Source organism: Pararhizobium capsulatum DSM 1112 (genome assembly GCF_030814475.1).
In the GTDB taxonomy this organism is placed as follows: domain Bacteria; phylum Pseudomonadota; class Alphaproteobacteria; order Rhizobiales; family Rhizobiaceae; genus Pararhizobium; species Pararhizobium capsulatum.
In genome coordinates, this window is the sequence record NZ_JAUSVF010000001.1 from 2,321,954 (window position 1) to 2,342,796 (window position 20,843).

Annotated in this window: 17 protein-coding genes and 1 pseudogene; 17 read left to right on the plus strand and 1 reads right to left on the minus strand. The window is 58.3% G+C overall.

Going from position 1 to position 20,843, the window contains the following annotated elements; genetic code table 11:
* Positions 1-152: 152 nt before the first annotated feature.
* The 12 genes from tsf to lpxB all read left to right on the plus strand — a co-directional run bounded on the left by tsf (position 153) and on the right by lpxB (position 12,448).
* A complete protein-coding gene (gene tsf, locus QO002_RS11370; RefSeq protein WP_307229681.1) occupies positions 153-1,076 on the plus strand; it encodes a translation elongation factor Ts in 924 nt (307 codons plus the stop codon).
* Positions 1,077-1,227: 151 nt separating this feature from the next.
* Entirely contained in the window at positions 1,228-1,950 is a 723-nt protein-coding gene (gene pyrH / locus QO002_RS11375; RefSeq protein ID WP_307229683.1) for a UMP kinase, read from the plus strand.
* 45 nt (positions 1,951-1,995) lie between these two features.
* The gene (gene frr, locus QO002_RS11380) at positions 1,996-2,556 is read left to right on the plus strand and encodes a ribosome recycling factor (protein ID WP_307229685.1); all 561 of its coding nucleotides are present in this window, start codon (positions 1,996-1,998) and stop codon (positions 2,554-2,556) included.
* 35 nt (positions 2,557-2,591) lie between these two features.
* Positions 2,592-3,341, plus strand: a complete 750-nt coding sequence (locus tag QO002_RS11385) for an isoprenyl transferase (protein ID WP_307229687.1) — start codon at positions 2,592-2,594, stop codon at positions 3,339-3,341.
* Positions 3,341-4,174 carry a phosphatidate cytidylyltransferase gene (locus QO002_RS11390; RefSeq protein ID WP_307229689.1) on the plus strand — a complete coding sequence of 278 codons (834 nt, stop codon included), beginning with the start codon at positions 3,341-3,343 and terminating at the stop codon, positions 4,172-4,174. Before QO002_RS11385 ends, QO002_RS11390 begins: the two co-directional genes overlap by 1 nt.
* Before the next feature lie 93 nt (positions 4,175-4,267).
* On the plus strand, positions 4,268-5,401 hold the full coding sequence (rseP, locus tag QO002_RS11395; protein WP_307229691.1) for an RIP metalloprotease RseP: 1,134 nt from the start codon (positions 4,268-4,270) through the stop codon (positions 5,399-5,401).
* A gap of 247 nt (positions 5,402-5,648) precedes the next feature.
* Positions 5,649-7,991 carry an outer membrane protein assembly factor BamA gene (gene bamA / locus QO002_RS11400; RefSeq protein ID WP_307229693.1) on the plus strand — a complete coding sequence of 781 codons (2,343 nt, stop codon included), beginning with the start codon at positions 5,649-5,651 and terminating at the stop codon, positions 7,989-7,991.
* A gap of 48 nt (positions 7,992-8,039) precedes the next feature.
* Positions 8,040-9,098, plus strand: coding sequence for a UDP-3-O-(3-hydroxymyristoyl)glucosamine N-acyltransferase (gene lpxD, locus QO002_RS11405; RefSeq protein WP_307229696.1), 1,059 nt, complete (start codon positions 8,040-8,042; stop codon positions 9,096-9,098).
* A complete protein-coding gene (gene fabZ, locus QO002_RS11410; RefSeq protein WP_307229698.1) occupies positions 9,091-9,558 on the plus strand; it encodes a 3-hydroxyacyl-ACP dehydratase FabZ in 468 nt (155 codons plus the stop codon). Before lpxD ends, fabZ begins: the two co-directional genes overlap by 8 nt.
* Positions 9,559-9,561: 3 nt before the next feature.
* The gene (gene lpxA / locus QO002_RS11415; RefSeq protein WP_307229700.1) at positions 9,562-10,374 is read left to right on the plus strand and encodes an acyl-ACP--UDP-N-acetylglucosamine O-acyltransferase; all 813 of its coding nucleotides are present in this window, start codon (positions 9,562-9,564) and stop codon (positions 10,372-10,374) included.
* Between the two features lie 5 nt (positions 10,375-10,379).
* Complete coding sequence (locus QO002_RS11420) at positions 10,380-11,255, plus strand: LpxI family protein (protein ID WP_307229701.1); 876 nt, start codon at positions 10,380-10,382, stop codon at positions 11,253-11,255.
* 2 nt (positions 11,256-11,257) lie between these two features.
* Positions 11,258-12,448, plus strand: a complete 1,191-nt coding sequence (gene lpxB, locus QO002_RS11425; protein WP_307229703.1) for a lipid-A-disaccharide synthase — start codon at positions 11,258-11,260, stop codon at positions 12,446-12,448.
* 30 nt (positions 12,449-12,478) lie between these two features.
* Here lpxB and gltA read toward each other — a convergent pair whose 3' ends face one another.
* Positions 12,479-13,768 carry a citrate synthase gene (gene gltA / locus QO002_RS11430; protein ID WP_307229706.1) on the minus strand — a complete coding sequence of 430 codons (1,290 nt, stop codon included), beginning with the start codon at positions 13,766-13,768 and terminating at the stop codon, positions 12,479-12,481.
* A 617-nt stretch (positions 13,769-14,385) separates the two neighbouring features.
* Here gltA and QO002_RS11435 point away from each other — a divergent pair.
* The 5 genes and pseudogenes from QO002_RS11435 (at position 14,386) to QO002_RS11455 (ending at position 20,760) form a co-directional block, all read left to right on the plus strand.
* The gene (locus QO002_RS11435; RefSeq protein ID WP_307229708.1) at positions 14,386-16,551 is read left to right on the plus strand and encodes a ComEC/Rec2 family competence protein; all 2,166 of its coding nucleotides are present in this window, start codon (positions 14,386-14,388) and stop codon (positions 16,549-16,551) included.
* A 216-nt stretch (positions 16,552-16,767) separates the two neighbouring features.
* Positions 16,768-17,778, plus strand: a complete 1,011-nt coding sequence (gene exbB / locus QO002_RS11440; RefSeq protein ID WP_307229711.1) for a tonB-system energizer ExbB — start codon at positions 16,768-16,770, stop codon at positions 17,776-17,778.
* A 4-nt stretch (positions 17,779-17,782) separates the two neighbouring features.
* The gene (gene exbD, locus QO002_RS11445; RefSeq protein WP_307229713.1) at positions 17,783-18,211 is read left to right on the plus strand and encodes a TonB system transport protein ExbD; all 429 of its coding nucleotides are present in this window, start codon (positions 17,783-17,785) and stop codon (positions 18,209-18,211) included.
* A gap of 254 nt (positions 18,212-18,465) precedes the next feature.
* Entirely contained in the window at positions 18,466-19,134 is a 669-nt protein-coding gene (locus QO002_RS11450) for a protein-L-isoaspartate O-methyltransferase family protein (RefSeq protein ID WP_307229715.1), read from the plus strand.
* A gap of 245 nt (positions 19,135-19,379) precedes the next feature.
* A pseudogene (locus QO002_RS11455) lies at positions 19,380-20,760 on the plus strand (TolC family outer membrane protein).
* Positions 20,761-20,843: the final 83 nt, after the last annotated feature.

The window sequence follows — 20,843 nt, forward strand, 5'->3', positions numbered from 1 at the left end:
GTTTGCATGCCATTCCGGAATCCCAGGCATTCTTCGCGATGAAGTCTTTCATCACGATGTCACATTCAGGGGTCATGCCCTGCCACACCCTCCTGGTCGCGCGCCGGAATTCTGGCAGCACACCAGCCGAACAAGCAAAAGAGGCAAAGAAGATGAGCATTACTGCAGCAATGGTGAAGGAACTGCGCGAAAAGACCGGCGCAGGCATGATGGATTGCAAGAAGGCGCTGGCTGAAACCAACGGCGACATGGAAGCTGCGATCGACTGGTTGCGCGCCAAGGGCATCGCAAAGGCCGACAAGAAGTCGGGCCGCGCTGCCGCTGAAGGCCTGATCGGTATCGCCTCCGCCGGCACCAAGGCTGTCGTTGTCGAGCTGAACTCCGAAACCGACTTCGTAGCGCGCAACGATGCCTTCCAGGACCTCGTCCGTGGCATCGCTGCCGTTGCCGTTGGCACTGACGGTTCCGTCGAAGCAATTGCTGCGGCAACCTATCCGGCAACCGGCAAGTCCGTTTCCGAAACCATCACCGATGCGATCGCAACGATCGGCGAAAACATGACGCTGCGTCGTTCGGCCCTGCTGTCGGTCGAAGACGGCGTTGTCGCCACCTACATCCACAATTCGGTTGCTGACGGTCTCGGCAAGCTCGGCGTTCTCGTCGCGCTGAAGTCGACCGGCGACAAGGAATCCCTGAACGCCATCGGCCGCCAGGTTGCCATGCACATAGCTGCGACGAACCCGCTTGCCATCCGTTCGAGCGAAGTCGATGCTGTTGTTGCTGAGCGCGAACGCAACATCTTCATCGAGCAGGCCCGCGAATCCGGCAAGCCGGAAGCCATCATCGAAAAGATGGTTGAAGGCCGCATGCGCAAGTTCTTCGAGGAAGTCGCTCTTCTCTCGCAGGCTTTCGTCATGAACCCCGACCTGACCGTCGAAGCCGCCATCAAGGAAGCTGAAAAGGCCGTTGGCGCGCCGATCGAAGTCACCGGCATGGCTCGTCTTCTGCTCGGCGAAGGCGTCGAGAAGGAAGAAAGCGATTTCGCCGCTGAAGTGGCAGCTGTCGCCAAGGGTTGATTTCTTCATCCTGATCTGGAAAACCGAAGGGCATCGCGTGACAACGCGGTGCCCTTCGTGTATCCGGCTTCACCATCATTGGCGCAGGCCCGCTTCAGATCACCCCGATCGGCGGAGGCCGCGCGGACACGACCATAGCTCAGGAGCGACAATGTCGGCGAAACCACTTTACAAGCGCGTTCTGCTCAAGGCCTCCGGCGAGGCGTTGATGGGCAATCAGGGCTTCGGCATCGATGTCGCCGTTGCCGACCGAATTGCCTCGGATATCGCCGAGGCTCGCGCCATGGGCGTCGAAGTCGGCGTCGTTGTCGGTGGCGGCAACATCTTCCGTGGGGTGGCCGTCGCTTCCAAGGGCGGAGACCGGGTGACCGGCGACCACATGGGTATGCTGGCGACTGTCATCAATGCGCTCGCGCTCGCGACCTCCCTTCGCAAGCTCGACATCGACACGGTCGTTCTTTCGGCTATCGCCATGCCTGAAATCTGCGAGAGCTTCTCGCAGCGCGCCACCCTCTACCACCTTTCGCTTGGCCGGGTGGTGATCTTCGCGGGCGGCACGGGCAATCCGTTCTTCACGACCGATTCCGCTGCAGCGCTTCGCGCGGCCGAAATGGGTGCCGAAGCAATCTTCAAGGGCACGCAGGTCGATGGCATCTACACCGCCGATCCGAAAAAGGATCCGATCGCGACACGCTATGACCGGCTGACCCACAGCGAAGTCCTGCAGCAGGGATTGGCTGTCATGGACGTGGCAGCGGTTGCGCTGGCGCGCGAAAACAGCATTCCGATCATCGTCTTCTCGATCCATGAGAAGGGCGGTTTTACCGACATTCTTGCCGGCGGGGGCCGCGCAACCATTGTAACCGACAATTGATCCACGACATCAGGCTAGCCCACGTCGAAAACGGGAGTTTAATCCATGAGTGAAGGTATTGATCTGAGCGATGTGAAGCGCCGCATGGATGGCGCAGTGACCGCGTTCAAGAGCGACATCGCATCGCTGCGCACCGGCCGCGCTTCAGCCAATGTTCTCGATCCGGTGATGGTTGAAGCCTACGGTTCGCGCGTGCCGCTGAACCAGGTCGCCAACATCACCGTTCCGGAGGCGCGCATGCTCGGCGTGTCCATCTGGGACAAATCCATGGTCAATGCTGTTGACCGCGCCATCCGCGAATCGAATCTCGGCCTCAATCCGATCGTTGACGGCCAGAACCTGCGCATTCCGCTGCCGGAGCTTAACGAAGAGCGCCGCAAGTCGCTGGTCAAGGTTGCCCATGATTATGCCGAAAAGGCCAAAATCGCAGTGCGCAATGTACGCCGCGACGGCATGGACACCTTGAAAAAGGCGGAAAAGGACGGTGATATCGGCCAGGACGTAAGCCGTAGCCAGTCGGAAAAGGTCCAGAAGATTACCGATGACATGATTTCAGACATTGATCGCTTGCTCGGCGAGAAGGAAAAAGAAATCATGCAGGTGTAGTCTGTATTTTCCGAGTCTCACTTTCCGGACCCTCGATGTCGAAATCATCCTTGAAAAGCGTTCCTGCCCACGTTGCCATCATTATGGACGGCAACGGTCGCTGGGCCAATGCGCGCGGTTTGCCGCGCACGATGGGTCATCGCAAGGGTGTTGAGGCGGTCCGTGAGGCCGTTCGGACCGCCGGAGAGGTTGGCATCCGCTACCTTACATTGTTCGCTTTCTCTTCGGAGAACTGGACGCGTCCGGAAGACGAGATCTCCGATCTTATGGGCTTGCTGAAAGCCTTCATCCGGCGGGATCTTGCCGATCTGCATCGCCAGAACGTGCGTATCCGGGTGATCGGCGACAAGACCAACCTGCGGGGCGATATTCTGCCTCTGCTGCTGGAAGCCGAAGAAACCACCCGCAGCAACACCGGTATCACGCTGGTCATCGCCTTCAACTACGGCGCGCGCGACGAACTGGCCCGCGCGATGCGCTCTTTGGCCGTCGATGTGCGTGAGGGGCGGCTGTTGCCTGAACAGATTACACCCGAGCGAATTTCGAGCCGACTGGATACCGCCGGTATTCCCGATCCCGATCTCGTCCTGCGCACCAGCGGTGAAGAGCGGCTGTCCAACTTCCTGCTCTGGCAGTCGGCCTATTCCGAGCTGCTTTTCGTGCCAGAGCTCTGGCCAGACTTCAATCGCGACAGCTTTCTTGCTGCCCTTGAACGCTATGCATCGCGAGAACGGCGTTTCGGCGGACTATCCAAACAGCCCGCGACGCTGGCGGTCGGCTCCTGATGCAAAGAGAATTACAGCTGCGCATTATCTCCGGCATCGTGCTTGCCGTGATAGCGCTTTTGGCAACCTGGGCGGGGGGGAATGCCTTCCGGCTACTCGCTGTTGTCATTGCGCTGCTCGTCTATTCCGAATGGTCAACGATTACCCGGCTGAGTGAGCGAGACTTCCAGGGCAACGCTTTCGGCTGGCTTTCGCAGGTCGTTCTTGCAGCGCTGGTCATGATGGGCGAGACGTCCTGGACCTTGCCGGTCCTCGGCACTTTCGTGGTCCTATCTGTCGGCTGGGTGCTGCTTCGCAAGGCAAGCTGGTGGCTCTGCGGCGGCATTGTTTATGCCGGATTGACCGGCATATCGCTGGCCGCCATCCGCGACGACGCCCATATCGGGTTGATCGCCATGGTTTTCGTTTTTGCGGTGGTCTGGGCGACCGATATTCTGGCTTACTTCGTCGGGCGCGCAATCGGAGGCCCGAAGCTTGCTCCCCGAATTTCCCCCGGCAAGACCTGGTCAGGAGCGATCGGCGGTGCCGTGTTCGGCGTCGTTGCAGGTGTTGCGGTCTATATGGCAGAGTTTTCCACAGTGGATATCCGCATTCCGCTGCTCGCTTTGTTTCTGTCAGTTTCGAGCCAGATTGGGGATCTATTCGAATCCTTTATCAAGCGCCGATTTGGTGCGAAGGATTCGGGTAAGATCATTCCAGGCCATGGCGGCGTGATGGATCGGGTGGATGGGCTTGTTTTTGCCAGCTTCGCCGCGCTTTTCGTGGCGCTGGTGACGATTTTGGCGCAGGGTGCGCAAGGGCAACTCGTAGGGGCAGCCCTGCTGGGATTGTAGGCTTGTGTACCGTCCGACTGATGGTGCCCGCCACGTGAATCGCAAGAGATCAGCGTCTTTGTAGATGCCCTTGCGCCATATTTGAGGTACGAAATGACTTTCCTCGTCGATACGATGCACTTCATTCTGGGCTACATCGTGCCGTTTCTTCTGGTTCTGACCCTTCTCGTCTTCGTGCATGAAATGGGGCATTACCTGGTTGGCCGGTGGTCGGGCATTCGCATCCTCGCATTTTCCGTTGGTTTCGGCCCCGAGCTCATCGGCTTTACGGACAGGCATCTGACGCGCTGGAAAATATGCGCCATTCCATTGGGCGGATATGTGAAATTCTATGGCGACGAGGATGCGGCGAGTACGCCGGACTACGCCAAGCTGGAAACGCTCGCTCCTGAGGAGCGGGACCGTACGTTCCTGGGCGCTGCTCTCTGGAAACGGGCAGCAACGGTTGCAGCCGGACCGATTGCAAACTTCATTCTGGCGATCGCGATTTTTGCCGTGCTGTTTTCCATCTATGGCAAGCAGATCGCCGATCCGATCGTAGCCGAGGTCAAGCCGGATAGTGCAGCTGCGGCGGCCGGTATCCAGCCCGGTGATCTCCTGGTGGCCATCGATGGAAATACGGTCAAGACATTCGATGATGTTCGCCGCTATGTCAGCATCCGTCCGGAAACTCCTATCGTCATCCAGGTCAAGCGAAAGGGAACTTCACTCGACGTGCCCATGACACCGCGCCGGACGGAAATCACGGACCAGTTCGGCAACAAGGTCGAACTCGGCATTATCGGCATCCTGACGAATCAGGAAACAGGAAATTTCCGCCTCCAGACCTACGGACCGATCGAGGCCGTCGGGCAGGGCGCGATTGAAAGCTGGAACATCGTTACCGGTACTTTCAAGTATCTCTCGAACCTGGTGACGGGACGGATGAAGGCCGATCAGCTGGGCGGTCCGATCCGTGTTGCGCAGGCATCCGGTCAGATGGCAACGATTGGTGTTGCTGCGGTGCTGCATCTTGCCGCGGTTCTATCGGTTTCCATTGGACTTCTTAATCTTATGCCTGTTCCTGTACTTGATGGCGGCCACCTGATGTTTTATGCGGTTGAGGCTATCAGGGGAAAACCAGTGGGTCCGGCAGCGCAGGACGTGGCATTTCGTATTGGTTTTGCAATGATTTTGATGTTGATGGTTTTCGCTACCTGGAACGACATAAGCTCACTTCTCGGCTAGTCTTGAAGGCCTGAAATGGGCTTCAAGGCAATCAAGAGGGCGAAGGGTTTCATTGATTTTCAAGGCGTTGGCTGAAAGGAATTGTTTACGATAATACAAGTCTGTAGTGGCTGTTAGGCCACGGTTTGAATTGAAGTAAACAGAAATTAACGAGCTCCCTTGCTTGTATGGGAAAAGCGGTTAAAACGGCAAACGTGACCGGAGTCGGCGCAAGTTCGCTGCGGGGCATTGGAAGAAGGTAAAGTTTATGAAAGCTGGTTCAAGATTTTTGAACGCGGTGTCGGCCGTTGCTCTGTCGACGAGTATGGTGGTGACGGGTTCTGGCATCGTAACGCTTGCAAGTGCATCTGTCGCAGAAGCCGCAACGATCAGCCGTGTTGAAGTTCGTGGTGCAACCCGTGTCAGCGCCGAGACCGTGCGCGCCAACATCACGATCGTTCCCGGCAAGAGCTTCAGCAATGCTGATATCGATTCTTCCGTAAAGCGCCTTTATCAGACCGGTTATTTCTCTGATGTCAGCATCAACGTTTCCGGCGGCACGCTCGTTGTCTCCGTGAGCGAAAACCAGCTGATCAACCAGGTGGTGTTCAACGGCAACCGCAAGATCAAGGACGACAAGCTCCAGACTCTCGTCCGCTCGCGTTCGCTTGGGCCGTATAGCGAAGCGACTGTCGAAGGCGATATTCAGTCGATCAAGGATGCCTATGCTGCCACCGGCCGTAGTGACATCACGGTGACGACCCAGGTCGTTCCTATCGCCGAAGGTCGCGTCAATCTTGCTTTCGTCATTGATGAGGGCAAGAAGACCAAGATCACCGCCATCAATTTTGTCGGCAACAACGCCTACAGCAATGGCCGCCTTCAGTCCGTTATTGCGACCAAGGAATCCGGGATCTTCTCGTTCCTGACCCGCAAGGACGTCTATAACGAAGACAAGCTTCGTGCGGATGAGGAACTGCTGCGTCAGTTCTACTTCAATCGTGGCTATGCCGACTTCCGCGTCGTTTCCTCGGATGCCGTTCTTGATGAGGCGACCAACGAATACACCGTGACGATCACCGTCGAAGAGGGTGATCGCTACGACTTCGGTGCTGTCAACGTCGAATCGACTGTTGACGGTGTTGATGCCGCCGAATTGAAGGACTTGGTTTCCAGTTCCGAAGGTTCGATTTATCGCGCCAAGGATATCCAGAATACCATGTCTGCGATCTCGAAGCGGGTAGCGGCGCAGGGTTATCCTTTTGCTCGTGTTACGCCGCGCGGCAATCGCGACTTTGGCAACCGTACGATCGCCGTCGATTACCTGGTAGATCAGGGCGAGCGTGCCTATGTCGAGCGTATCGAAATCCGCGGCAACACCCGTACGCGTGACTACGTTATTCGCCGCGAATTCGATATGAGCGAAGGTGATGCGTTCAACCAGGAAATGATCGCTTCCGCGAAGCGTCGTCTGGAAGCGCTTGGCTACTTCTCGGCTGTCAATATCTCGACCCAGCAGGGTTCTGCTGCGGACCGCGTTGTTGTCGTCGTGGACGTTCAGGATCAGTCGACGGGCTCGTTCGGCATCGGTGCTGGCTATTCCGCCGGTAGCGGCGGTGGCCTGTTGCTTGAAGCCTCGATCGAGGAGAGGAACTTCCTCGGCCGTGGTCAGTACATTCGCATGGCTGCCGGTCGCGGCGAGGATAGTCGCACGTATAACTTCTCCTTCACAGAGCCGTATTTCCTCGGTTATCGCCTTGCGGCCGGTTTTGATATCTTCAAGAACGAAACCGATTTCAACGACGATAACTACAGCTACAACGATGAAGGTTTCAGTCTGCGTGTGACTGCTCCGATCACCGAAGCGCTGTCCACGACATTCCGTTACAATTATACCCGTCTGACCTATCATGGTACGGATGTCTATGGAGACGATCTCGCTTCGCCATTTGTTGATGCCGTCAATGGTAGTGACTGGACGCGTTCGTCTATCTCGCAGAGCCTGACCTACAATACACTTGATGATCCGCAGATGGCGCACGAGGGTATTCTGGCGTCCATCACGCAGGAATATGCTGGTCTTGGCGGAACGTCGGATTATTACAAGCTGACAGCTAAGGGTAAGTGGTTCTACACGCTCAATGATGATGCTGACATCATCGGATCGCTGGCAGGGACTGCTGGTCACGTCTTCAAGACTTCTGGCGATCTCGAAGTCTTCGACCAGTTCCAGATTGGCACCAACGAACTTCGTGGTTTCGAGCGCAACGGTATCGGTCCGCGCAGCTTGAAGTATGATGATGCCATCGGCGGCACGACCTACTTCACGGCTTCTGCAGAGGCGACCTTCCCGTTGCCGGGTATTCCACGTGACGCCGGTTTCCGTGGTGCGGTCTTCGTCGATGCCGGTACGCTTTACGGCAATGACGTGAAGACACGTGCTGACGATGATATCGTTGGAACAAGCTCATCGCTTCGCGCATCTGTTGGCCTTGGCCTTCTGTGGGCGTCACCGTTCGGTCCTCTGCGCGTCGATTATGCGATCCCGATCGCCAAGGAAGATTACGACCGGGTTCAGAATCTCAAGTTCGGCATTTCGTCGTCCTTCTGATCTGAGCAGTCCAGAACTGCCTGCCGTATCTGTTCTGGAGTTTAGACCATGGAACAAAACTGGTTCTTTCCGCCCCACGGCGGCATCCGCCTGAGCGATCTGGCGGATGCTATTGGCGCGACACTGGAAAACGTTGATGCGGAGGACCGGCTTGTTCGGTCCGTATCGCCCGTATACAGGGCGCAAGAAGGCGACGTTTGTTATATGCTTTCGCGCCGTAACCGCGACGAGTTCGAGAGCTGCAAGGCGACCGCAGTCATCTGCGACAAATCAATAGCGCCGCTTGTTCCACCGGGTATTCCAATTTTGCTGACGGAAGCACCGCATGCCGCGTTTGCGCTTGCAGGTGGTCTGTTGCACCCCATAGCGCTTCGCCCACCGCCGCTGCTTTCCAAGTCAACGATTTCCGACAAGGCCGCTATCGATCCGACTGCGCGGCTTGAGGAAGGCGTGGAGGTCGAACCCTTTGCCGTTATCGGCGCAGGTGCAGAAATTGGCCAGGGTACGCGTATCGGCTCCGGCGCCATTGTTGGTCCAGACGTCCGCATTGGTCGTGATTGTACGATTTCTGCGGGTGCCAGCGTGCTCTACAGTCTCATCGGCAACAATGTGATCATTCATCCTGGCGCGCGTATCGGCCAGGACGGTTTCGGCTTTGCGCCGGGGCGGCGCGGAATGATCAAGATCGTGCAGATCGGCCGCGTGATCATCCAGGATAATGTCGAGGTGGGCGCCGGTACGACGATCGATCGCGGCGCAATGGATGATACTGTGATCGGCGAGGGAACGAAACTCGATAATCAGATCCAGATTGCCCATAATGTTCGCATTGGCCGTCACTGCGGTATTGCGAGCCAGGTTGGGATAGCCGGTAGCACGAAGATTGGCGACGGCGTCTTGATCGGCGGCGCCAGCGCAATAAATGGCCATATTACCATCGGCAGCGGTGTCCAGATCGCCGCGATGAGCGGCGTAGCGGCGGACGTTCCTGCTGGCGAACGCTACGGCGGCATCCCGGCTCGTCCGATGCGCGATTTCTTGCGCGATATTGGTGAGATGGCGGCCCGCCACAAGAAACACAGGAACGCCGGAGGCAAGGATGAGTGAAGCAGCCAAAACCGTGTTGGGTACTGCGGACATCAAGGAAATCTTGAGGCTGTTGCCGCACCGCTATCCTTTCCTCCTCGTCGACCGGATCATTGAAATCGACGCTGATAATTCCGCGATCGGCATCAAGAACGTGACGGCGAACGAGCCGCATTTCACGGGCCATTTTCCGGAAGAACCGATCATGCCGGGTGTCCTGCTGATCGAAGGCATGGCCCAGACGGCGGGCGCGATCTGTGCACGCAAGACCGGTACGGGCAGCAACCTTGTCTATTTCATGACCATCGACAACGCCCGTTTTCGCAAGCCGGTGGTTCCGGGTGATCGGGTGGAATACCATGTCGTCAAGCAGAAGCAGCGCGGCAATATCTGGAAATTTCATTGCGATGCAAAAGTTGACGGGCAACTTGTCGCGGAAGCTGATATCGGCGCGATGATTATCAGCAAGGAAGATGCCTGAACCATGATTGCAGCCAGTGCAAAGATCCATCCGTCAGCGGTCATCGATGACGGAGCAGTGATCGGCGACAACGCAAAAATCGGCCCGTTTTGCTATATCGGCCCGAAGGTTACGCTTGGCGATAACGTCGAATTGATTTCGCATGTCGTGGTGCTCGGTCGCACGACCGTCGGCAAGGGCACGAAGATTTTCCCGTCCGCGGTGATCGGTGGCGATTCGCAGAGCGTGCACCACAGCGCTGTCGATACGACGCTGACGATCGGCGAAAATTGCACGATCCGCGAAGGCGTGACGATGAACACCGGCACTGTCGAGCACGGTGGTGCGACTGTTATCGGCAACAACAACCTGTTCCTCGCCTATGCGCACGTCGCCCATGATTGCCGACTTGGCAACAACATCATCCTGTCGAACAATGTCATGCTCGCCGGCCATGTTACGGTCGAGGATCGCGCTATTCTCGGCGGTGGCTCTGCTGTTCACCAGTTCACGCGCATCGGACGCCAGGCGTTCATTGGTGGGCTTTCAGGCGTCAGCTACGACGTTATTCCTTTTGGCATGCTGAACGGTAATCCGGGTGTCCTGAGTGGCCTCAATATCGTGGGCATGACGCGCGCCGGCTTCGACAAGGCGACCATTCACAGGGTGCGCCGCGCCTACAAGCAGATTTTCGAGGGTGCGAACGCTGTTCGCGTCAACGCGGCCGAGATCCGAGACGAATATGCGGATTGCGCGCCAGTGCTCGAAATCCTCGATTTCATCGCTGCCGAAAGCGATCGGGCGCTGTCCTCTCCAAGCCGGGGTAAAAAAGGCTGAGGGTCATGAACATGGATGGCCGGCCGAATAAAACAGGAAGGCTGGCCATCATCGCCGGCGCGGGCATGCTGCCGCACCACGTCGCCGATGCGGCACGTATACACGGCGAGGATCCCTTCATCATCGCGCTTTCGAACGAGGCGGACCAGGATTGGAGCGGCTTCGACCACCAGCGTCTCGGAATAGGCAACTTCAAGGCGATCACCACGCTGTTTCGACAGAAGGGAATCGACCGGGTGGTTCTATCCGGCGGTGTGCGGCGGCGTCCGGAGTGGCGAGACATCAAGCCTACGCTCAGGACACTGGCGAAGGTGCCAGAGGTATTGAAGACGCTCCTGTCCGGTGGCGATGATGCCGTGCTGAAAATGGCGATCGAACTCATCGAGGTGAGCGGTGCGCGTGTCATCGGCGTCCAGGATATCGTGCCGGAACTTCTGGCGGAAATCGGGCCACTCAGCCAGCAGGTTCCGACTGTGGAAGATCGTCGGGATATCGAAGTGGCCGTCGAGGCGGCTGTCGCGCTTGGCCGGCTCGATGTCGGGCAGGGTGCCGTGGCAGTCGGTGGACGTGTCGTTGCGCTTGAAGGACCGGAAGGTACGGATGCGATGTTGAAGCGCGTGGCGCAATTGCGCACTGAGGGGCGCATATCCAGTCGCCGCAAGGGTGTGCTCGTCAAGCTCTGCAAGCCCCAGCAGGACCAGCGCGCCGATCTGCCTTCCATCGGCCCTTCGACGATTATTGGTGCCTATGAAGCCGGGCTGGCGGGCATTGCCGTGGAAGCCGGGCGAGCCCTGATACTGGAGCGTGAAGCCATGCTGGCTGCCGCTCGCTCCCACGAGATTTTTGTGACCGGCATAGACCGGTCTCACCCGGGAGATTGAGGATGTCGCAGCAGAGCTTGAAACTTGCCGTTATCGCAGGCGAAGTTTCCGGTGACCTGCTGGGAGCCGATCTCGTGCAAGCCCTGAAGCTGAAAGTCGAAGGCCGGATCGAGCTTGTCGGTGTGGGTGGTGAGGCGCTTGAAGCCGAGGGCCTGCGTTCTCTTTTCGACTATTCCGAACTCTCAATCATGGGCATAGCGCAGGTACTGGCGCGGCTGCCGCTTCTTCTTCGCCGCATTAACCAGACAGCGGATGCACTCATCGCCGCCAAGCCGGACGCGCTGCTGATCATTGACAGTCCTGATTTTACGCATCGGGTTGCCCGCCGCGTCCGTGAGGCGATGCCGGACCTGCCGATCGTCAATTATGTATGCCCCAGTGTCTGGGCCTGGAAGGAAGAACGCGCTCCCGCGATGCGTCCCTATGTCGATCATGTGCTTGCGGTCCTGCCGTTCGAACCAGCGGTCATGAAACGGCTGGAAGGGCCACCGACAACCTATGTCGGTCACCGGCTTGCAGGCGACAGGAATGTTCTTGCCGTTCGAGCAGCACAGGCCGCCAAGACGGAGGATGCACGGTCGTCGGCGACAGGCGCGACATGTCTGTTGCTGCCTGGCTCGCGCTCCAGCGAGATCAAGCGCCTGCTGCCAGCCTTTGGCGAGACCCTGCAGACCTTGTTGCAGCGAAACCCGCACATGCGTTTTCTGCTGCCCACGGTTCCACGGCAGGAGGCTCTCGTCCGCAGCCTGATTGCGGATTGGTCGATCAAGCCCGAGGTCAGCGTGGGGCCGACCGCGAAATGGCAGGCTTTTGCCAAAGCTGACGCGGCAATCGCTGCGTCCGGCACCGTCATTCTGGAACTGGGACTTTGCGGCATTCCGGTGATTTCGGCCTATCGCGCGGACTGGATCGTCAGGCTCATGCACAATCGCATTCGCATATGGACGGCCGCTTTGCCCAACCTGATCGCCGACTATGTCATCGTCCCGGAATATCTGAATGAAGCGATACGGGCTGGCGCCCTCGCGCGCTGGATCGAAAGGCTGATGTCGCCGACTGCCGAGCGCAGGGCGATGATGGAGGGCTACCAGACTGTCTGGGAGCGCATGCAGACCGAGAGACCGCCCGGCGAGATGGCCGCCGCCATCCTTCTTTCCGTTATCGACCAAAAGCAAAAGCCCGGCCATTTCTGACCGGGCTTCTTCATTTCAGTGCTTTGGCGCTCAGCGCTTGGAAACCGGGATATAATCGCGCGATGGCTCGCCGATATAGAGCTGGCGCGGCCGGCCGATGCGCTGTTCTGGATCCTCGATCATCTCGTTCCACTGGGCGATCCAGCCGACGGTACGGGCGAGCGCGAAGAGAACGGTGAACATGGTCGTGGGGAAGCCGAGCGCCTTCAGGGTGATGCCAGAATAGAAGTCGATGTTCGGATAGAGCTTCTTTTCGATGAAGTAGCTGTCGGTCAGCGCGATGCGCTCGAGTTCCATTGCCACTTCGAGCAGTGGATCGTCCTTGTGGCCGAGTTCCGCCAGAACCTCATGGGTCGTCTTCTGCATGATCTTGGCGCGCGGGTCGTAGTTTTTGTAGACGCGGTGGCCGAAGCCCATCAGGCGGAACGGATCATTCTTGTCCTTGGCCTTGGCGACATATTCCGGAATACGGTCAACCGTACCGATTTCGGCGAGCATGTTTAGGGCCGCTTCGTTGGCGCCGCCGTGAGCCGGACCCCAGAGGCAGGCAATGCCGGCTGCGATACAGGCGAACGGGTTTGCACCCGAGGAGCCGGCAAGGCGAACCGTCGAGGTCGAGGCGTTCTGCTCGTGGTCGGCGTGCAGGATGAAGATGCGGTCCATGGCGCGGGCGAGAACCGGATTGACGACGTAGTCCTCGCAAGGCACGGCAAAGCACATGCGCAGGAAGTTCGACGCATAGTCGAGGTCGTTCTTCGGGTAAACGAAGGGCTGACCGATATGGTATTTGTAGGCCATGGCGGCAAGCGTCGGCATCTTGGCGATCATGCGCAGGGAAGCGACCATGCGCTGGTGCGGATCGGTGATGTCGGTCGAGTCGTGGTAGAAGGCCGACAGCGCGCCAACGCAGCCGCACATGACGGCCATCGGATGCGCATCGCGGCGGAAGCCGGTGAAGAAGCGCGACATCTGCTCGTGCACCATCGTGTGATGGGTTACGCGGTGATCGAAATCCAGCTTCTGCGCCTTTGTCGGGAGCTCACCGTAAAGCAGCAGGTAGCAGACTTCAAGGAAGTCGCCATGTTCGGCCAGCTGCTCGATCGGGTAACCGCGGTGCAGCAGAATGCCTTCGTCACCGTCGATATAGGTGATCTTGGATTCGCAGGATGCTGTGGAGGTGAAACCCGGATCGTAGGTGAACTTGCCAGTTTGCTTGTAGAGGGAGCCAATATCGACCACTTCTGGACCGATAGACCCCGATCGCACCGGCAAATCGACTGACTTGCTATCGATTGTTACGACTGCGCTTTTTTCCGTCATGGGGGATCCTCCGTTTGCCGCAAACTGGCACATAAATATGCCGCATATATTAACGCCGACCATGTGCTATCTGATTTAGTCACGGCTGCCAAGTTGAACCAAAGGCAAATTGTGCGATGCAAAAATAGGCATGCGGCGACGCAATAATCGCATGTTTTTTCAATGTGTCCAATGCCATAATAAAAGCTCTCACGCTCTCGTCATGACGCGACAATTGATGTTTGCTGCTTTTTTGAGCAACTTGTCAAATGGTTGCATCGCCTTGTTTTTGGTTGCATCATCATCCGCTAAAACTCCAACCGTAAGGCGGGGGCATGGGGGAGAAAAACGGAACCGAAGTAACCGTTGCAACGGTGGAGCTTCCGTTGCCTGGAAGCACGTCATTCGCCGAGCTTCGGCAAGTCGAATCCATTGAAAAATCAGTATCTTCATCGGAACGTTCCCACCGACTTCCGGCCGGTACCTCCGCTCGTCTTCACGCTGTCGCAGAGCCCTTAAGATCGAGGTTTACCGCGGCGGTCGAGGTGGAGCGCGCTTTCGGTCATGGCTTCCTGTTTGTTCCCTTAAGCCTTGCTCTTGGTTGCCTCGCGTGGTTTTCCGCTGCGGGTTCGCCGCAAATGATCAAAGTTGCAGTGCTGCTGTGCATTTTTGGCATGGCGGCCCTCTGGCTGCGCCATTCTGCAACAGTGTGGAGATTGGTGTTCCTGCATGGATTTTTGTTTCTCGCCGGCATGCTGCTGGCGGCCTGGCAGACGGCCCGCATGGACACGGTCATCCTCGATACGCCTGTAACCACGACGGTAAGCGGCGTGGTGGCGGGACGCGAAACCACGGACAGGGGGTACTGGCGCTACACTGTGGATGTGACCAAGACGGCCGATCCCGAACTCATGCGGCCCCCGGAGCGCGTTACGCTGTTGTCGCGTCAGCAGGAGGCGCCCATTGCGATCGGCGGAGCGCTGACTGGGAAGGCTCGCTTGTCACCCCCATCCGGTCCGGCCCTGCCGGGGCTTAACGACTTTGCCTTCGACAGCTATTTCAACGGCATTGGGGCGGTGGGCTATTTTTACGGCAAGCCCGTTTCTGTTGAAGGAACCGAAAGGTCTTCTTCCGCTTTGACGGAGGCCAGCGAGTTCGTTGCCCAGCTGCGCGCGAGTATCGGCACGCGGATACGAGCTGCGCTTCCGGGCGATGTCGGCGCGCTCGCTGCCGCTCTGGTGACGGGCGAGGAGAGGGCCATTGACCGGAAAACGGTTAAGGATCTGCGGCAGGCGGGCCTTGCGCATGTGCTTGCCATATCCGGCCTCAACATGGTTCTGGCGGCGGGCACTCTTCTGGTGGGGGTGCGCCTGGCGCTCAGCGTGTTGCCGGGAGTGGCACACCGGTTTCCGATCAAGAAGCTGGCCGCGGCCGGCGCTCTGTCGATGGTCTGCTTCTATATCCTGATATCCGGCGGTGCAGTCTCCGCGATGCGTTCGTGGATCATGATCTCGCTGATGCTGGTGGCCGTCTTCTTCGATCGGCCTGCTATCAGCCTGCGCAATGTCGCACTATCGGCGATCCTCATTCTGGTCATTACACCCTCTGCGGTGACAGGGCCGGGGTTTCAGATGTCCTATGCGGCGACGCTGGGGTTGATAGCCGGCTACCGCTTCTGGCGCGAACGTCCGCAAGAGAACGTCTCCTTTTCCGCCGCACCGCTCATCGTCTTGCGGGCTGCGTTCTTCTTCCTGAGCGGTCTTCTGATCAGTTCGTTGATCGGGGGTTTCTCGACGATGATCTATTCCGCAGGACATTTTCATCGCCTCGCGGCCTACGGTCTCGTCGGCAACATGCTGGCGATGCCAATCATCAGCGTTCTCGTTATGCCTTTTGCCCTCGTTGCCATGGTGGTCATGCCGTTTGGCCTGGAGAAGCTTCCGCTTTGGGTAATGGGTCAGGGGCTTGAGTGGATGATCCTGATCTCCAGGATGGTGTCTTCATGGGGCGGGGAGGCGACCACCGGACGTTTGGCGCCGGCGGGCTTCCTGCTGATTGCGGTGGGCGGAGTGGTCCTGTGCCTTTTGCGCACACGGCTTGCCTTTTTCGGAGCTCTTCTTGTCGTCGCAGGCCTCGCTGCAATTCTGTTCAATCTGCCGGTTCAGCCCGATGTCGTTATTTCCGAGGATGGCCGACTTGTCGCCTTGCTTGACGGCAAAGATGTTTCCTTAAATCGTTCACGGCCGCCCGATTTCATTTTTTCGCAGTGGCAGAGGGCATTGCGTCTGTCTGACCCGGTCCCGCCTGCGATGCGGCCCGAACTCGCCTTGCTGCTTCCTGACGAGCGAGCTTTGAATGCGGAAAGCGGCGGGGGAAGGAAAAGTCAGCGGCAGCCGATCGACGCTGCAGCGGCGACAAAAGCTGCGATAAAGCTGCTTTCCGCAGGATCGCCGGGGCGATTTGCCTGTGTCGCCCGGCAATGGTGCGCTGCGACAACACGACAGAACTGGCGCATCATCGTCGTCGAGGATGCACGTCTTTCCGGAGCTGCTTGCGATGCTGGCGATCTGGTCATCGTTTCCAGCATGGTCCGGCTTGAACGATGCAGATCCGGCGCCCGCCTCGTGACGGCACGCTCCCTCCGGCGTGCGGGCGCCCTGGAACTGTATGCATCTCCAGGTGGAGATGCCGCATCCATCAGGCTTGTAACCGCGATATTGCCCGAGGAGCTTTCGCGTCCATGGGCGCGACACCGGACCTATGACTGGCGGAGCGATCAGTTTGAAGCGGCAGACTCTCCCTGATCGATTGTTGGCCTGCAGCATTTTTTTGGTCGCAAAATATTCTTGATTAAATAACTCCACAATTCTTGTCATGGCGGCATAGTCGGCGTATGAAGCCGCGATCAACCCGGACGGGAACGGCTTTCAAGGCCGTCGCAGGGTGTTTCAGCATTGGAAAACGATTTCTCGGAGCACCCGCTGCGGGCGCCGGGACATCTGATACGGATAGGATCGATTATGCCGAACCGGGTAAAGCCGACAGGGGCGTTGCTGGCAGTTTCGCTGCTGGTTTTCTTAACAAGCCAGACACTCTACGCACAGGAAGCTGCGCCCGCGAGGACAACCATAGAGCAGCCGGCACCTGCAACGCAGGAAACCGTGCCTGCTTCCGCGGAAAACCAGCCGGTAATCAACTCGACCGTGCAAGCTGCTGCGAATGAGGATAGTGATGCCACCGAGCTTTCGGTTGCCGGCGCTGATGCAGAGAGCGGTGCAAACCCGGTTCTTCCGCACGATCTTTCGCCACTTGGCATGTTCATGGCGGCCGATATGGTCGTTAAAGGCGTGATGGGGGCTCTGGCGCTTGCCTCGGTCGCGACCTGGGCCATTCTTATCGTGAAGACTTTTGAGCTAGCTGCTGCCAAGAGCCGGGTGAAGAAAGCTGTTCGCACCCTAAGCGACGCGATTGTGCTGCGGGATATTCAAGAGCGGAAGGCCATCAAGGGCGGTCCCGCCGGCCGGATGGTGGCAGCTGCTACCGATGAGTTAAGCAAGTCAGAAGCTGTGATCGACATCGTGCCGCAGCAAGGTGTCAAGGAGCGCGTCGCTTCGCAGCTCGGCCGGATCGAGGCTGGTGCGGGCAAGAAGATCGCAAGCGGCACCGGCATCCTGGCGACAATCGGCTCCATCTCGCCCTTCGTCGGTCTTTTCGGCACTGTCTGGGGCATCATGAACTCGTTCATCGGCATCAGCCAGGCGCAGACGACGAACCTCGCCATTGTGGCACCAGGTATCGCGGAAGCGTTGCTGGCGACAGCGATCGGTCTCGTTGCCGCTATCCCGGCTGTCGTGATCTACAACTATTTCTCCCGCTCCATCAGCGCTTACCGCCTGATGCTGGCGGATGCGGCCGCGGGTGTCGAGCGGCTGGTCAGCCGCGAGCTCGACTTCCGCCATGCCCGCAAGATTGCGCGAAAGACCGAGGGCCACGGCTCTGCGTCGGAAGCCACGATAGCGCGGATCGGATAACGCCATGGCGACCAAACTTGGCGAAAGCGGTGGCGGCGACCTCGAGGAAAACAGCGAAATCAACGTCACGCCGTTTATCGACGTCATGCTGGTGCTGCTGATCATCTTCATGGTCGCAGCCCCGCTTGCCACCGTCGATATGAAGGTTGACCTGCCGCAATCAGCAGCACAGCCGGTCAAGCGGGACGACAAGCCCGTCTTCGTCACCTTGAAGGCCGATTTGACGCTCGCTTTGGGCAATGAAGAGAGTGCACGTGATCAGTTCGTTGCCAATCTGCAGCGGGTCACCGAGGGTAACAAGGAAACGCGGATATTGTTGCGTGCCGACAAGGCCATCGACTACGGCGAGCTGATGAGTGTGATGAACATGATTCAGCGAGCGGGATTTTCCAAGATTTCCCTTGTCGGGCTGGAAGCAGCGCCCGCTGGCTGACCTGCACGCACCACTCGAAAATCTTTCTCGAAACCCGTCTGGTCTGTCCGGGCGAGTTTCGTCATTCTGTGCGCCGCACCAAAATCGCTGATATTGCCGGCTTGCTTTTTTGAACGAACTGCATTCCATAGCTTGAAACCCTTCAGCCACGGATTTATGAGCGTAGCGAATAGACCCGTGCGATGATAGCGGGTCATGTTTTAAGGCGCTACACGGGCGCATTGCCGGTGCAACCGGCTCACGAGGGCAGGCAAATGGATTTCCAAGCAGCACGCACAAAGATGGTGGACAACCAGATCCGCACGACCGATGTCACGTCGCACACGGTCCTCTCGGCATTTTTGTCCGTGCCGCGTGAGAGCTTCGTACCTGCCAAGCTCAAGCCGCTGGCCTATATCGATACGGATATTGCGCTGGAAAGCGAGGACGGCGCTCCGACCGGTCGTTACCTTATGGAGCCGTCGCCGCTGGCCAAGCTGTTGCAGCTGGCTGCGGTGACACCCGAGGATAGCGTCCTCGAGATCGGTTGCGGCACTGGCTACGTGTCTGCGCTGCTCTCGCAACTTGCGGGCAAGGTTGTTTCTCTCGAAAGCGATCCGTCGCTCGCAACGCAGGCCTCCGCCGCGCTTGACGCCCTGGGTTGTGCCAACGTTACCGTGGTAAACGGTGATCTTGAAAAGGGACATGCTGCCGGTGCGCCTTATGACCTGATTTTCATCAACGGCGCTGTCGAAGCCATTCCGGCTTCGATCTTCGATCAGTTGAAGAATGGTGGCCGCCTCGTTGCCGTCGTCGGCTTTGGCAATGCCTCGCAAGCCCGGCTTTATGTTCATGAGAACGGCAATACATCCGAACGGCTGGGCTTCAACACATCGGTCAGGCCGCTGCCGGGGTTCCGGCTCGCACGCGAATTCGTTTTCTGATTTCACTGACGCCTAAACGCTTTTTTTCAAGTGCTGTCCGGCTGCGATCGCGACCGGACACACGGTTATGTTGCCAAAGCGCAACGGAATTCGCGTTTCGTGCGGGAGGAGCCGGTTCCTGCCTTATCCGCAGTTGTCGCCACTCAAATCCCGGTACAAAGAGCATTAATACCAAGTCTCGATGTCTGCAGGCGAGAGAGTTATTGGCAACCTCTTAAAGCTGCCTGGTTACCGGAGTACACGGAGTGCCGAAACTGCTTCAAGCGTTCTCAGCGGCCGCACTCAGCACCGCGCTCTGGTTTCTTCCTGCCCCCGCTCTGGCAGAGACAATCACCGGGGCGATGGCCAAAGCTTATGCCAACAATCCCGACCTGAACGCCGCGCGCGCCGGCTTGCTGGGCGACCGACGAGGGCGTGCCCATTGCGAAGTCTGGCTATCGTCCGCAGGTCGAGGCTTCTTTGACCGGTGTGCAAACGCGCTTCGACCGCCAGTTTGCCCCGCCGATCGACTATCATACCGGCACGGCCAGCATCACAATCACCCAGCAGATTTTCGACGGTTTCCAGACATTGAACAATGTACGGGCCGCCGAGGCTGTTGTCTTTTCCAGCCGCGAGACATTGAAGGCAAACGAGATTTCCATTCTGCTGGCAGCCGCGCAATCCTATGCAAATATTGCCCGCGATCAGGGCATCGTTTCCATTCGCAAGCAGAATCTCGCCTTTCTCAAGGAACAGGTGAGGGCGGCGACGGCCCGCACCGATCTGGGCGAAGGTACGCGCACCGATGTCAGTCAGGCGGAGGCGGAGCTTGCGCAGGCGCAATCGCTGCTGTCGAATGCGGTTGCGCAGATGAAGGAAAGCGAAGCAGTCTACGTTCAAATCGTTGGGGATGCCCCGACAGGAATCAAGCAGGCGGCACCCGCCACCAAGGGCGTCGTGAAGAACCTCGATCAGGCCGTTGCGGCAGGTTTGCGGGATCACCCTTCGATAGCTGCGGCCCAGCATAGTGCCGATGCCGCCGGCTATCGCGTGAAATCCGCAGAAGGCAGCATGCTGCCGGGTGTTGTTGTTCAGGGCACCCTGTCTCGCAACACCACCGATAATCCGAGCGGCTTCACCTCCGATTTGGAAAGCAGCTCCGGTTCGATTGTCGCGCGTCTCCAGGTCCCGATCTATCAGGGCGGTGCCGAATACGGCCAGATTCGCCAGGCGAAGGAGAGGCTGGGCCAGCAGCAGATTCTTGTCGATTCCGCCCGCGCCGAAGTACAGCAGACGATCGTGACGGCCTACGCGCAGCTGGACGCGGCTCTGGCGATCATTGCATCGAGCAAGGAGCAGGTAGCGGCATCTCGCAGGGCGCTTGCCGGCGTCATGGACGAACTGAAAGTTGGCCAGCGCACGACGCTTGACGTTCTCGATGCTCAGCAGAACGTTCTGGTAGCCCAGGAAAGCCTCGTTGCCGCCCAGCGAAATGCCGTTGTCGGAAGCTATGGTCTGCTTGCCGCGATGGGCCGGCTGACAGTGCAAAGCCAGGGCCTTCAAGTCTCCGAATATCGCGCCGAGGAACACTACGAGGCCGTCAAGGACAAGTGGTTCGGGTTGCGCACTGTTGACGGCAAGTAATCAGCGAGATGTAGCCTCGTTAGTTTCAGCGATGGCGGCAAAGGTGACGGCGGCAACAAATCTGTGCATGATTCCGGATAGGT